Origin of the sequence: uncultured Pseudoteredinibacter sp., from assembly GCF_947500695.1 — a bacterium.
Lineage (GTDB): Bacteria > Pseudomonadota > Gammaproteobacteria > Pseudomonadales > Cellvibrionaceae > Pseudoteredinibacter.
In genome coordinates this window covers 706,663-720,795 of sequence record NZ_CANMSS010000001.1, presented here as the reverse complement: position 1 = coordinate 720,795, position 14,133 = coordinate 706,663, and the positions used below count along the sequence as shown (strand labels likewise).

Annotated in this window: 10 protein-coding genes; 7 read left to right on the top strand and 3 right to left on the bottom strand. The window is 47.9% G+C overall.

What is annotated here, in order from left to right:
• Nucleotides 1-538: 538 nt before the first annotated feature.
• From purL to Q1A08_RS02825, 5 genes are all read left to right on the top strand, one after another.
• On the top strand, nt 539-4,408 hold the full coding sequence (gene purL, locus Q1A08_RS02845) for a phosphoribosylformylglycinamidine synthase (RefSeq protein WP_299769450.1): 3,870 nt from the start codon (nt 539-541) through the stop codon (nt 4,406-4,408).
• An 82-nt stretch (nt 4,409-4,490) separates the two neighbouring features.
• Nucleotides 4,491-4,976, top strand: a complete 486-nt coding sequence (locus Q1A08_RS02840) for an NUDIX domain-containing protein (RefSeq protein WP_299769448.1) — start codon at nt 4,491-4,493, stop codon at nt 4,974-4,976.
• 63 nt (nt 4,977-5,039) lie between these two features.
• On the top strand, nt 5,040-5,651 hold the full coding sequence (locus tag Q1A08_RS02835) for an FKBP-type peptidyl-prolyl cis-trans isomerase (protein ID WP_299769446.1): 612 nt from the start codon (nt 5,040-5,042) through the stop codon (nt 5,649-5,651).
• A gap of 157 nt (nt 5,652-5,808) precedes the next feature.
• A complete protein-coding gene (locus Q1A08_RS02830; RefSeq protein ID WP_299769444.1) occupies nt 5,809-6,111 on the top strand; it encodes a DUF3144 domain-containing protein in 303 nt (100 codons plus the stop codon).
• 111 nt (nt 6,112-6,222) lie between these two features.
• Nucleotides 6,223-7,149, top strand: coding sequence for a hypothetical protein (locus Q1A08_RS02825; RefSeq protein ID WP_299769442.1), 927 nt, complete (start codon nt 6,223-6,225; stop codon nt 7,147-7,149).
• Between the two features lie 120 nt (nt 7,150-7,269).
• On the opposite strand, the gene Q1A08_RS02820 is transcribed toward Q1A08_RS02825, so the two are convergent.
• Complete coding sequence (locus tag Q1A08_RS02820) at nt 7,270-8,649, bottom strand: DEAD/DEAH box helicase (protein WP_299769440.1); 1,380 nt, start codon at nt 8,647-8,649, stop codon at nt 7,270-7,272.
• Nucleotides 8,650-8,775: 126 nt separating this feature from the next.
• Nucleotides 8,776-10,617, bottom strand: coding sequence for an ABC transporter transmembrane domain-containing protein (locus Q1A08_RS02815; RefSeq protein WP_299769438.1), 1,842 nt, complete (start codon nt 10,615-10,617; stop codon nt 8,776-8,778).
• Between the two features lie 249 nt (nt 10,618-10,866).
• Here Q1A08_RS02815 and Q1A08_RS02810 point away from each other — a divergent pair, with 249 nt between their 5' ends.
• On the top strand, nt 10,867-11,295 hold the full coding sequence (locus Q1A08_RS02810) for a YiiD C-terminal domain-containing protein (RefSeq protein WP_299769436.1): 429 nt from the start codon (nt 10,867-10,869) through the stop codon (nt 11,293-11,295).
• Nucleotides 11,296-11,595: 300 nt separating this feature from the next.
• Nucleotides 11,596-13,014 (top strand): sodium-dependent transporter, encoded by a 1,419-nt coding sequence (locus Q1A08_RS02805; protein ID WP_299769434.1) that lies wholly within the window; start codon nt 11,596-11,598, stop codon nt 13,012-13,014.
• A 97-nt stretch (nt 13,015-13,111) separates the two neighbouring features.
• On the opposite strand, the gene Q1A08_RS02800 is transcribed toward Q1A08_RS02805, so the two are convergent.
• Nucleotides 13,112-13,912, bottom strand: a complete 801-nt coding sequence (locus tag Q1A08_RS02800; RefSeq protein ID WP_299769432.1) for an inositol monophosphatase family protein — start codon at nt 13,910-13,912, stop codon at nt 13,112-13,114.
• Nucleotides 13,913-14,133 lie beyond the last annotated feature (221 nt).

The following is a 14,133-nucleotide window of genomic DNA, read 5'->3' as shown; positions in this document are numbered from 1 at the left end:
GAATTGGCTATTGCGTAAGTGAATACCCTAGAAGTGAGGTAAAGAGGTTCAAGTTGAGGTGCACCCAACTTCAGCTTGCTAACCTAGATCCTACTTTCAGGTATCAGCTCTTTCCAAAGTTATAGTGTATCTAAGCAAAGCTTAGCTCACCAGTGCAAGAACGCTCAGCCGTGTGCAAAATTTCGTACAATTGTGTTAATTCAGATTAAGCGCCGGTCCTATTCAGGCTCTTTACAATAGGCTTTGCGCAGATAGTGACCACCTTAAGCATTTAGGGCCGAGTGGTGTTTTTGACGGATTGATGGCGCTGTTACTGATCGATTATTGAACGTTTTCTTGCTGTGTTTTAAGTAAGTAGGCCGCCGCCGACTCGCTGCCTGCGCTGGAGTTATTAATTGGCCCGCTGTGGAGCCATTACAATTCTCGCCATTGCTAGACCCGGGCTGTGCAGCCTAGTACAATACCGCGCCTATATTTCTAGGTCCTTTTAGGTCCAAGACCCTGGCTAACTCCCTGTTTTAAGAGGCGATTTAACACTATGCTGACCCTTCGCGGCGCTCCGGCACTTTCTTCTTTTCGTAAACAGAAACTTTTACAGCAATTACAGGCTGCGAACTCATCAGTGAGCGCGGTTTATGCTGAATATATGCATTTTGCAGAGCTTTCTGAATCTTTGAGTTCGGCTGAGCAAGAGGTTCTGGCCAAGCTAATGCATTACGGGCCCAGTGAGGCTATGGAAGAGCCTGCTGGGGTTGCTTATGTGGTAGTGCCTCGCCCAGGAACGATTTCCCCTTGGTCCTCAAAAGCGACAGACATCGCTCATAATGCGGGACTCGCCAATGTGGAACGCGTTGAGCGTGGTATCGCTTACTATGTTGTTGGCGCCGAGCGCAGTGATGCAATTGCGGCTATTTTGCACGATCGTATGGTTGAAACGGTATTTACTGAAGCCGAGCAGGCTAGCGCCTTATTCCGCCATGAGAGCCCAAAACCTTCCAGTGATGTAGATATTCTAGGTGGTGGCCGCCCGGCGCTGGAGAAAGCCAATGTCGAGCTTGGTTTAGCGCTGGCTGATGATGAAATCGATTATTTGGTAGACAGCTTTAAAGAGCTAAACCGCAATCCGGTCGATGTCGAGCTGATGATGTTTGCACAAGCTAACTCAGAGCACTGCCGGCACAAGATTTTTAATGCCAGCTGGACCATCGATGGTGAAGATCAAGATCTATCACTGTTTAAGATGATCAAAAACACATACGAGCAGGGTGGCGAGAACGTACTCTCGGCTTATGCTGATAATGCCTCGGTGATCCGTGGATCCAAGGCTGGTCGTTTTTACCCAAACCCTGAAACTCGCAGCTACGCCTTTAAACAAGAAGATATTCATATCTTGATGAAGGTTGAAACCCATAACCACCCAACCGCAATTGCGCCATTTCCAGGTGCGGGTACGGGCTCCGGTGGTGAGATTCGCGATGAAGGCGCGGTGGGTAAGGGCTCTAAGCCGAAGGTTGGTTTAACCGGTTTTACCGTATCTAACTTGCAGATTCCTGAATTTATTCAGCCTTGGGAGCAGGATTACGGCAAGCCTGGTCGCATAGTTTCCGCGCTGGACATCATGATCGAAGGTCCAATTGGTGGCGCGGCTTTTAACAATGAGTTCGGTCGCCCGAATATCTGCGGTTATTTCCGTAGTTTTGAAGAAAATTTTGATGGCGAGCGCCGTGGTTACCACAAGCCGATTATGTTGGCTGGTGGTTACGGAAATATCAAAGAAGAACATGTAGATCAGCATGAATTTGATGCGGGCACTAAGCTAGTTGTGCTAGGTGGGCCAGCTATGTTGATTGGCCTAGGCGGTGGTGCCGCTTCCTCTATGACTTCAGGCTCTTCCAGTGAAGACTTGGATTTTGCTTCCGTTCAGCGCCAAAACCCTGAGATTGAGCGCCGCTGTCAGGAAGTGATCGATGCTTGTTGGCAGCAAGGCGAAAATAGCCCCATTGCCTTTATTCACGATGTAGGTGCTGGTGGTCTTTCTAACGCCTTCCCTGAACTGGCCAAAGACGGTGGCTGTGGTGCCCACTTCGAGCTGCGCAACGTACCTAATGATGAGCCAGGCATGAGTCCATTAGAGATTTGGTGTAACGAATCTCAAGAGCGATATGTATTAGCAGTTAAACCTGAAGACCTGCCGCGATTTGAGGCTATTTGTCAGCGTGAGCGTGCGCCTTATTCGGTGGTGGGTACCGCGACAGATGATGATGTATTGATCGTTAACGATACCCACTTTGATGCCAAGCCCGTCGATCTACCTATGTCGGTACTTTTTGGTAAACCGCCTAAGATGCATCGTGAAGGCGATAAGCGTGACTATGAAACCCAGTCCTTTGATGGTGCCAATATTGAACTCGGCGAAGCCATTCGCCGTGTATTGCAGCATCCTACGGTAGCCAGTAAGAGCTTTTTGATCACCATTGGCGATCGCACTGTGACCGGCCAAGTTGTACGTGATCAGTTCGTTGGTCCTTGGCAGGTGCCGGTTGCCGATTGCGCGGTAACTACCGCAGCCTACGACACCTATACCGGCAATTACGCAGGTGAGGCCATGTCGATGGGTGAGCGTACACCGGTTGCGCTGTTAGATGCTCCAGCCTCTGGTCGTTTAGCCATTGCTGAGTCGATCACCAATATCGCCGCTTCCAGCATTGCCGACATTAAAGATATCAAGTTGAGCGCCAACTGGATGTGTGCGGCCGGCCACCCAGGTGAAGATGAAAAGCTCTATCGCACCGTTGAAACCGTCGGTATGGATTTGTGTCCTGCCTTGGGTATCACCATTCCGGTAGGTAAAGACTCCATGTCCATGCGCACCGCTTGGCAGCAAGACGGTGAAGATAAGTCGGTAACTGCACCTTTGTCTTTGGTGATTACCGCTTTTGCGCCGGTTACGGATGTGCGCAAGACCCTGACGCCAGAGTTGCGTAGCGATAAGGGCAGTACCGATCTTGTTTATATCGATCTTGGTAACTTAAAGAACCGCATGGGCGGCAGTATCTTAGCTCAGGTGTATAACCAGATGGGCGATGCACCGGCTGATGTAGATAGCGCTGAGCAGCTAAAAGCCTTCTTTGGTATTGTTCAGGCCGCTAATCAGGCAGGCAAATTGATCGCCTATCACGATAAAGGCGATGGCGGTTTGTTGGCGACGATCGCAGAGATGTCCTTCGCTGGCCACGTGGGTGTCGATATCAATATCGACTTGCTTGGTGAAGATATTCTGGCCGCCTTATTCTCTGAAGAGTTGGGTGCGGTGGTGCAGATGCGCCGTGAAGATGCTAACGATTTTATTGCTGAATTTGAAAAAGTCGGTATTCATGCCAGTAAGCTAGGTTGGTTAAACGATAAAGATTGCTTGCGTATTGAAGCCAATGGCGAGGTGATCTACGAACAAGAGCGTGCGGTACTGCAAGCGGCTTGGAGCGAAACTAGCTATCGTATGGCGGCACTGCGCGATAACGCCGATTGCGCACGCTCTGAGTTTGAGCAAATCACCAAAGTCGATCCTGGCTTAAGCGCTAATTTGAGTTACGACCCAAGTGAAGATGTGGCTGCACCAATGATTGCCACGGGTGTAAAACCTAAAGTGGCTGTGCTGCGTGAACAAGGCGTTAACTCCCACGTTGAAATGGCTGCGGCGTTTACCCGCGCGGGTTTTGAAGCCGTTGATGTTCACATGAGTGATATTTTGGCGGGCCGCATTAACTTGGCCGATGTTAAAGGTTTAGCGGCCTGCGGTGGTTTCTCATACGGTGATGTATTGGGCGCCGGTGAAGGCTGGGCAAAAACCATTCTGTTTAATGAGCAGGTGCGTGATCAGTTCCAGAGCTTTTTCCATCGCGATGACAGCTTTAGTTTAGGCGTGTGTAATGGCTGCCAGATGATGTCGAATCTAAAAGATTTGGTGCCTGGTGCCGCTCATTGGCCTCGCTTTGTGCGCAACCGCTCTGAGCAATTTGAAGCACGCCACTCAATGGTACAAGTTCAAGAGTCGCCTTCGGTATTGTTGGCTGGCATGGCTGGCTCTAGCATGCCGGTTGCGGTTTCTCATGGTGAAGGTCGCGCTGAGTTTGCTAGCGAAGAAGCTTTGCAGGCCTGCCATGATTCAGGTTTGGTAGCGCTGCGCTATGTGGATAATCACCTGCAGATGAGCGAAACCTATCCGATGAATCCGAATGGTTCTCCTTTGGGTATTACAGCCTTGAGCAGTGAAGATGGTCGCTGCACTATAATGATGCCGCACCCAGAGCGTGTGTATCGTGCTGTGACAAACTCTTGGGCGCCTGATGCTTGGGAAGAAGATGGTGCTTGGACTCGCTTGTTCCGCAATGCACGCGTTTTTGTTGATTAATTGTCGTTGTTACATTGGTTGTTGTTACATTAGTTGTTGTTACAAGAAATTATCGTAAATACAAAAAGAATAAGGATAAACGGTGAGATATTGCCCCGAGTGTCGCTCTGATATGGTCAATGCTTTGATTGACAATGAAGAACGGTTAGCTTGTATGGATGTGGAATGCGGCTTTGTGCATTGGAATAATCCAATACCAGTTGTCGCTGCAATTGTTGAGTATGGTGAAAATATTGTACTCGCTCACAACGTACAGTGGCCTGAAGGGGTATTCTCTGTCATCACTGGATTCTTGGAACAGGGCGAAGATCCCGTTGAAGGGGTGGTGCGAGAAGTTCACGAAGAGCTGGGCTTAAATGCCTTTGAGCCAGAGCTTGTGGGCGTTTATCCGTTTGCTCAAATGAACCAAGTAATCATTGCCTACCATGTAAAAGCGGCGGGTGAGATAAAGTTAAACCACGAATTGGATGCCACCAAGCTCGTTCCTGTGAACGAGCTACAGGGCTGGAATTTTGGAACCGGCCTGGCGGTAAGGGATTTTGTCGCCGCGAGAAACAGCAGCGAATAACGTTGACTGAATAATTATTAGCGCCAATTGCTTATTGGCTTTTTGACAGGATAAGAGAGAATTATGTCATTCGATACACAAGAACAGCACGCGAGTTACGGTATTGGCCGTCAAATGGCTGATCAATTGGCCCAGGGTCCGTTTCCTGGTTTTGATCGCGAAGCCGCTTTAGCTGGCTTTACCGATGCCTTGCAAGGCGAGGAGAGCCAGGTTTCAGCGGCTGATATCAATGCGGCTTTCCAAGCTATTCAGGCTAAGTTACAGGCCGAAGAAGCAGAGCGCGCTAAAGAGTTGGCAGTGGAGGGTGAAGAGTTCTTAGCTAATAATGCTAAGCGTGGTGAGGTTTCTATCACTGAAAGTGGCTTGCAATATGAAGTTCTGAATGCAGGTGATGGCGAAACGCCAAAAGCCAGCGATCAGGTTCGTGTTCACTATCACGGCACTCTAATTGACGGCACTGTATTTGACAGCTCTGTTGATCGTGGTCAGCCAGCTGAATTCCCGGTTACTGGTGTTATTGCCGGTTGGGTTGAGGCCTTACAGATGATGCCAGTTGGCTCTAAGTGGAAGTTATTCATTCCATATCAGCTGGCCTATGGTGAGCGTGGGGCTGGTGGCGCTATTGGTCCATATGCTGCATTGGTATTTGAAGTTGAGTTGTTGGCTATCGTTTAGTTGGTCAGCTATTGAGCTTAGTGAAAACCCGGCTTAGTTCGCCGGGTTTTTTATAGCCGCTTAATTGCCTTGTCATAGCTCTGTTAAAAACGAATGGCTTAATGAGGCTGCTTGAGTCAAAGTGGTTAGTCGTCGCTTAAATTTGAATGGTAGATTTATGAGTGATCAAGATTTAGAAAAATACTTCTGGGAAACGGTTGAGCAGGCATTGAACCTAGCTAATGATAAAGCTCAGGCTGCTGACCCAGGTGTCGCAAGCGAAGCCCTGATGTATGCTGCGGCGCGCTTTGCCACTTTTATAATGGCCGCTAATAGCGAGTCTCAAGCTGATTTTGTTGAAGATCGCTCAGAGTATTTTAAACATCTAGCTTCGCGCTTTCGGGATTTTCTGGATGATAATCTCGATGACTATGGTGAAAATTACCACCAGCTATTGGAAAGGCCCGAAGAAGCGGAATAAGCTGAAGGGAGCGAATGGCTAATTCAAAAGCGCTCGAGTAGGGATGTTTATAAGAGAAAAGGCGCTAAGTATTGGCTTTAATTAAAAGACCATTGAACTTTGTTAAACATTATGATGAAAATTAAAACGACTTTTTGTAAATCTGCAGCGAAGATTGCTGTTGTAGCAATGAGCTCCTTTATGGTGGCTTGCGCTGTTACTGGGATGCATCAGCATAGTGAGTTGGGCCTGAGTTTCCCGAAGTCACAAATGTTTAGCCTTGAAAAAACACTAGAAGAAACCTCAGGTTTGGCTCAGCATGATGGTCTAATGTGGACCCATAATGATAGTGGCGATAAGCCCCGTATTTATGCCATTGATGAAGTGGGTAAGATTTTAAAAACTGTTAACATCAAAGATGGCCATCACTTTGACTGGGAAGAGATGGCTCATGATGATAAGCATCTTTATGTGGCTGATATTGGCGATAATTTTGCTCAGAGGGATGAGCTGTATTTATACCGTATAAGCTGGAAAGATTTAGCCAAGGCCGGTGACAATGGTAGTGTCTCCGCTCACAAAATGACGATTACCGTTTCAGGTAAACCGAAAACCGTTGCGGATAAAAATGTACATAATTTTGATTTTGAAGGCCTAAGCAGTGTCGGTGATGATTTGTGGTTGTTTAGTAAGAATCGTCAAGATGGCCAGACCAGTTTGTACCGATTAGACAAAAGCAAAAGCACGCAACGCGTGACGCCTGCGGCGAGTTATCCTGTAGATATGCTGGTTACAGCAGCTGATTTTGATGCGAAGCGTAATGAATTTGCTTTATTGGGTTATCAGTTGGGTTGGAATGGAATGTCCAGCTTCCTGTGGCGTGCTAAACGTTCGGTAGATGGTAAATCTTTGGATTGGAGTAGTGCTCAGCGTTACGACATCGAGCCCGATGGTCAATGGGAGGCCTTGGTGTGGGATGAAAAGAAAAGTGGTTTGCTTTGGTTGAGTCGAGAGGGAAATCAGCAGGGCGGTGTTGCACTCACTAAAACGCAATTCTAGTTTAACCCTGAAATTAAAAAGCCCCGCTTGCAGTACTGGCGGGGCTTTTTTGTATCTAGGCCTGCTCCAATTGGAAGTAAGTAGTTGGATGGCTAGATGTAAGTGCTACGGCGCTTTAGGCTACTCGCTGTCATCCTTAAAAGATTTACGCTTAACAGGGCTGAAGCTGTTGGTGCCATCGCCAAGCGCTTCAGCGTGATTGGTGCTCGCTTTACGTCGTTTGCCGATGTTTTTCTGATCGCGTAAGCGCTTTTTGGGTTTCGCTTTTTTACTGCTTTTATCGTCCTTGTCGCTACGCTTTTTAACCGCCGCTTTTTTGCCCGTGCTTTTAATCTTCTTGGGGCCTTTAAAGTTGCTTGGGTGTTCATCGATGACTCGAGCTTCCATTTCTATCTCTAGAATGCGCTCAATTTTCGCCATCAAATTCCACTCGTTGGCATTGATTAGGTTGATTGCTACACCTTGCTCGCCAGCGCGGCCGGTACGCCCAATGCGGTGGGTGTAGTCATCGATATTACGTGCCATATCGACATTAATGACGAGATCGACATCTTTTACGTCGAGTCCTCGGGCGGCGATATCGGTCGCTACTAAAACATTAATATGATTGCGGCGGAATCGATCCATGGTGCGATTACGTTCTTCCTGCTCCATGTCACCATGTAGGGCGCCGACTCTTTGCTTTGTATAGGCAAGAAAGCCACGTAATTCGCTAGCAAGTGATTTGGTATTGGTAAATACCAGTGCTTTGTTGAAGCGTTCATTAGCAAGTAGCCAGCTTAAAAGCTGCTTTTTGTGCTGTGGGCTGTCGGCCAAAATGCGTTGCTGGTGAATATCGGGCTGACTCTCTTCCTGATTTTCTAGCGCAATGGACTTAGGATCTTTTAAGATATTGCTGGCCAAATGTTCGGCTTTGCTATGTGCCAAGGTCGCTGAAAACAGCAAGCTTTGATGCTTCTCGCCGCATTCGCCGGCAATACGCTCAAGATCTTCGCTAAAGCCCATATCCAACATGCGGTCGGCTTCATCTAGGACGAGCACTTCAAGGTCTGCTAAGTCGGTATTACCTTTGTCGATATGTTCAACCAAGCGCCCAGGTGTGGCGATGATGACCTCGGGGTTCTTGCGAAGTACTGCCTTTTGATATTTAAACTCCGCTCCGCCAGCAATAACCGCCGCTTCAATTTTGCAAAATTTATTCAGTAGCGTCGCTTGCTTGAGGATTTGGCGGGCCAATTCACGGGTAGGGCAGAGTATTAAGGCGCGAGTACCGGTTTTGGGGGCGTCTTGTGCCAACAGTTTTTGGTAAACCGGTAGTAAAAAAGCAAGAGTCTTACCACTGCCCGTTGCAGCGGAAACCATCAGGTCTTGGCCGTCTAGAGCCGCTGGAATGGCAATCTCCTGTACTGGGGTCGCAGTGCTTAGCTCTTGAGCTTCCAGGGCGCGATGCAATTGGCTATCCTGGATAAGCTCGTTTAATGGGGTGTTACTTGCGTTCAAAGGTGTGACCTCAGGTTTACAGGGCAGAAAAGGGGCGCGATTATATCATCGAAGCCCCTCTAGGCCTATGCCGCTGTTCAGGTCTTTAGGCCTGCGGTGTCACCGTCTTGTGCCGTGGCTGAGTTCTCATTTGTTAAACTGCAACTCAGCCAGTCGTTTGTAAAGAGGGGAGCTATCTAAAAGCTCTTCATGTTTACCTTGGGCGACAATCTTGCCTTGATCCATTACCACGATGTTGTCGGCATGGGTAATGGTTGCCAAGCGGTGGGCGATGATCAGGGTGGTGCGGTTCTTCATGAGCTCATTTAATGCAGCTTGCACATGATATTCACTTTCAGCATCCAATGCGCTGGTTGCTTCATCCAATAACAAGATATCGGGATCTTTTAGAATGGCGCGGGCAATAGCTACCCGCTGTCTTTGTCCGCCGGATAGCTGGGCGCCTTTTTCGCCAAGTTCGGTCTGGTAGCCCTGAGGCAGCGCCATAATAAAGTCGTGCGCATGAGCGGCTTTAGCGGCAGCAATGATTTCAGCTTCACTAGCCTCAAGATTACCGTAGGCAATATTATGAGCGACGCTAGCTGTAAAGAGAGCGGGCTGTTGAGGCACTAGGGCCATGTGCTCTCGCAGTTGCTGCGGGCCCAACTCACGCAAATTAATGCCGGATAGCATGAGCTCGCCCGATTCCGGGTCGTAAAAACGTTGCACCAATTCAAATACAGTCGACTTGCCTGCGCCGCTCGGGCCAACTAATGCAACAGCTTGTCCTGTGGGTATATTTAAGCTGAAGTTATCCAGTGCCTTTTGATCAGGGCGGCTGGGGTAACTGAAGTTCAAAGATTTAAACTCTAGCTGTCGAGCATGCTCATCTAGCGAGCTGTTTGGCTCGCTGTTAGTGCTGATTTTTGGCTCGACATTAATTAGCTCGACAAGTCGCTCGGCTGCACCAGCGGCTCTTTGTAGTTCGCCAAAAACTTCTGAAAGCGTCGCGACAGCGCTGGCTACCATGACAGCATAAAATACGAAAGCCCCAAGATCGCCGCCGCTCATTTTGCCTTGCAGTACATCGTAACCACCAACCCAGAGCATGCCGCTGATGGCGCCAAATACAAATAGAATTACGGCCGCGATAAGTAGGGCGCGATGCTTAATTCTTTTGCGGGCTACCTTGAAGGCATTTTCAACTTCTGTAGCAAATGCTTGGCGCTCATAGTTTTCTTGGCCAAAGCTCTGAACTGTTTTAATGTGCTCAATGGCTTCGCCGGCGTAAGTGCCCATGTCGGCAATTCGATCCTGGCTGGAGCGTGAAAGTTTGCGGACTCGGCGACCAAAAATAAGTAATGGACCTAAAATCAGTGGCACCGCGCTGAGCACGATCAGGCTTAATTTAAAGTTGGTCAGCAACAGCATTAACAGTCCGCCAATAAAAGTGAGACTGTTACGCAAAGCCATAGATAAAGAAGAGCCAATTATATTTTCTAGCAGGCTGGTATCGGTAGTTAGGCGAGACATTATTTCGCCGCTGCGATTGGTTTCGAAAAAATTGGGCTCTAACGTCAAAAGATGATCAAAAACCTTTGTGCGAATATCTGCACAGACTCTTTCGCCAAGCCAAGACACTAAATAAAAGCGAATAAATGTACCGAATGCAATGACCGAAATAATACCGATTAAAAAGTAGATGGCTTGATTGAGTTGTTCGACAGAACCTCCTACAAAGCCTTGGTCGATTAATAGGCGTACAGCATGCCCAATAGCTAAGCTTGCACTCGCCGTTAAAAGAAGGGCGAATAGGGCGGCTATTAAGGTCTTCTTGTAGGGGCGTACAAAGGGGCTAAGCTCAAGCAAAACACTTAGGCGGTTGCCTTTGGCTTTATCTTGTTCTTGGGAGGTTTTCCCTATCTCGTTACTGTTACTCGCGCCCTCATTTGGGGCTTCACTTTCTACGGAGTTTATCGATGAGCTCATAAATCGGCACTGCTATCAAAATATTTTCTGGGTTATCAGCTTACAATGGCTTCGAGTGCTATAAATAACAAGGTTTGTGAGTGATTGGCGGGTTAGTTTTTGTAAAGCCTTTTCGCCAATTGCTTTGTTTACTGAGCAAATCGGTAAATGCTTTGTCACTTCTGGTAAAGCCATCGCACCTCCACATGAGTATGATGATAGCTATGCCCGGTGCGGCATCTAATAAGACATATTCTATGGAGAAAAATAATGAGCGATGCAAAAGACGTTGGAATTAGCATACCCATTCTTGGCCATATGGGCGCAGATGTAATCGAAGTAAGCCCTGGCAGAGTTAAAGCTAAAATGCCTTTGGCGCCGAATGCGAACCACGTAGGTACCATGTATGCGGGCTCCTTATTCACCTTGGCAGAGTTTCCAGGTGGCGTCTTGTTCCTTGATTACTTAGCGGGCGAAAAAATATACCCCATCGTCGCTGAAATGAACATTCGCTATCGTCGCCCGGCCATGACCGATATTCATGTGGATATGCAGATGGATATTGCGGATCTGGATCGCATGAAAGAGGAAACTTTGGCGAATGGTAAAGCAGAGATGAAGCACCAGCAGGAGCTAACCGATGATAATGGTGAGGTTGTTGCTATTTCTGAAGCTCGCTATGTGTGGTTAAAAGCCTAAGCGCGAACTCTTTTGGCAAGGGGTGTGCTCCTTGCCTAATTCCCTTCTAATTGCCTTCCCTTTGCTTGTTGCTGCTATCGATCCTACTTGTAGCCTGTTTGCGGCATCACGCCCTTAGCTCGTCTAGATAGCAAGCCTACTATTATCGCTTGACTGCAATTGGCAGCTAGCCTTCTTGCATGTTGTTCAGTTATGAATAGTGATTGACTGGCATAAAAGCGGCAAATGGGCGATGATGACAAAAAGCTTGGCCAAAGAGCTGGGCAGCTAAAAGATGATAATACTTAGAAGAGACAATTTATGACTGCAGCCAGAGAGCATTTTGGGTCCCGTATAGGATTTATTCTGGCCGCCGCAGGCAGTGCGGTGGGTATCGGTAACTTGGTGGGCTTTCCTGTAGGTGCCGCCAAGAATGGTGGGGGCGCCTTTCTTTTCATTTACGCCATTTTTGTGGCCTTGATTTGTCTTCCGGTCATGATGGCCGAGCTAGCAATCGGTCGCCGTTTTCAAAAAGATCCTTTAGGGGCATATAGCAGCTCTGCCGGAGGCGGTTTGTGGTCTATAGCTGGTTGGCTTGCGGTAATCACGCCTTATATGATCGCTGTGTTCTATAGCGTTATTACAGTGTGGATCTTCGGCTACCTAGTTGCTGCGCTGATGGGAAATCTTGATCAGCTGGCGCAGCCGTCCTACTTTGGTCAATTTATCAACAGCAATGAGGTTTTTATTCATTTGTTGGTGGTTGTTGGCCTGGTCTACTTTATTCTTGTGAGTGGCGTTAAAGACGGTATCGAAAAGGGTGCTAAGATCCTGATGCCAGGCCTATTCGTCATGCTGATTGGTTTGGTGATATTTGTCTTAACCTTAGATGGCGCGATGGAAGGGGTTAAGTATTATATTGTTCCTGATTTCAGCAAGATCAATGCATCGGTTATCAATGGTGCTTTGTCTCAGGCTTTCTTCTCTCTCTCATTGGGTATGGGTATTTTAATTACCTATGGCTCTTATATGGAGCGTCGAGAAAATGTTGTTAGCTCGGCTAAGTTTGTAGCCTTGACTGATACCATGGTGGCCTTTTCTGCGGGTCTAATGATTTTACCGGCGATTTTCTCTTTCGACCCAGCTACCGATACTGATGCTTTGAGTGATTCATCAGTCAGCTTGATCTTCAGCTTTTTGCCGAAGATTTTCTTAGCGATGCAGGTAAGCATTGGTTATGTTGGTGCCAGCATTGTTGCAATTTTGTTCTTTACCTTGGTCTTCTTCGCCGCTCTGACTTCATTGGTATCCATTACTGAGGTGCCAACGGCAAGCTTAGTGGATGAGAAGGGCTACAGCCGTAAAAAAGCGTTGAGCATTTTAGGTGTAACCATGGGCTTGTTTACCGTGGCTTGTATCTTGAGCTTTGGTCGTGTCGACTTCCTTACTCAGTTTATGGAGTACGCTGGGGCGAATAAGTCTTTATTTGACGTGGTATACGATATTTTCTACGACACCATTTTGCCGCTAAATGGCTTGCTGGCTTGTTTGTTTGTAATTTATCGCTGGAAGAAGCATAACTTTAATGAAGAGCTAGAGCAGGGCGATGAGAGCTATCGTGGTTCTTTTGCTGAGAAGTACGTTAACTTTTCACTGTCTACCTTTATTCCGTTGGTGTTGTTGCTGATATTTGTAAATACTGTAGCCACCAAATATTTTGGTTTAAGTTTCTTTGGTTAACTGGATCTGTTGATCATAAAAAAGGGGGAGAACTTTCGTTCTCCCCCTTTTTTGTTTGTAGGGTCTTAAGCTCTGAGGGCGCCCGGCCCTTAGGGTTTTAGATATTACCCATCTGCTTGCCAACAATTTGTAGCAATGGCTTAAAGACTTTAGGTGTGCCGCAAAGGATATTGCCACTGTCCATAAAGCTGTTGCCGCCTTTAAAATCGGATACTAGGCCGCCAGCTTCTTTAACCAGCAAAACACCTGCTGCGATATCCCACTCTTGTAGGTTCATTTCCCAGAAGCCATCAAAGCGTCCAGCGGCGACATAAGCCAAGTCTAAGGATGCAGCGCCAGGGCGGCGGATGCCAGCGGTCTGGCCAGCAATCTCGTGCATTGCTGCTAAATAAGGAGTCATGTGCTCAAAGGCGTAACCGTTAAAAGGAATGCCGGTGCCAATCAATGCGCCGTCCATGCCTTTACGTGAAGAAACACGGATACGTCGGCCGTTCAAGGCAGCGCCGCGACCGCGACTAGCGGTGAATTCTTCTCGGGTGATAGGGTTTAGCACAACAGCGTGTTCGATCTGGCCTTTATATTTACAGGCAATAGAAACGGCAAAGTGGGGAATGCCGTGAATGAAATTGGTGGTGCCATCAAGTGGGTCAATAATCCATTCATAATCACTGTTCTCACCGACGCTTAGACCTGTTTCCTCACCGCGAATGGTGTGGTCTGGGTAGGCTTTGCGTAGATGGTAAATAATCTCTTTTTCGGAAGCTTGGTCGATTTCAGTTACGAAATCATTGCGGCCTTTTTCTTCAAAAGCTACAACATCGACACGTTCCAGAGCGCGCTCAATAAGCTCGCCGGCCTTGCGTGCAGCACGCAGGGCAATAGTCAGCATGGGTTCCATGGATCACCAATTTCAATTGTCAAAGAACATACGGCTGCGGCCAGCGCAGCGGTTGGCGGCGATTATAGAGTAAAGCGAGTTGCTGCGCTAGCCAATAATATTGCGGTTTGAGGGCGATAATTTGGTCTCAAAATGCCGGTGGGGCGAGAGAGCCGGGTCTATCTATATGGCCTTTGCAGCAGCTGCTCTGGCGAGCGGCGCTATTCTCGGGTAGACTTGCC

Excerpts from the sequence above, each read along its gene's own strand:
- purL (WP_299769450.1), top strand. The coding sequence starts at position 539 with ATGCTGACCCTTCGCGGCGCTCCGGCACTTTCTTCTTTTCGTAAACAG.
- Q1A08_RS02835 (WP_299769446.1), top strand. The coding sequence starts at position 5,040 with ATGTCATTCGATACACAAGAACAGCACGCGAGTTACGGTATTGGCCGT.
- Q1A08_RS02830 (WP_299769444.1), top strand. The coding sequence starts at position 5,809 with ATGAGTGATCAAGATTTAGAAAAATACTTCTGGGAAACGGTTGAGCAG.
- Q1A08_RS02825 (WP_299769442.1), top strand. The coding sequence starts at position 6,223 with ATGATGAAAATTAAAACGACTTTTTGTAAATCTGCAGCGAAGATTGCT.
- Q1A08_RS02815 (WP_299769438.1), bottom strand. The coding sequence starts at position 10,617 with ATGAGCTCATCGATAAACTCCGTAGAAAGTGAAGCCCCAAATGAGGGC.
- Q1A08_RS02810 (WP_299769436.1), top strand. The coding sequence starts at position 10,867 with ATGAGCGATGCAAAAGACGTTGGAATTAGCATACCCATTCTTGGCCAT.
- Q1A08_RS02805 (WP_299769434.1), top strand. The coding sequence starts at position 11,596 with ATGACTGCAGCCAGAGAGCATTTTGGGTCCCGTATAGGATTTATTCTG.
- Q1A08_RS02800 (WP_299769432.1), bottom strand. The coding sequence starts at position 13,912 with ATGGAACCCATGCTGACTATTGCCCTGCGTGCTGCACGCAAGGCCGGC.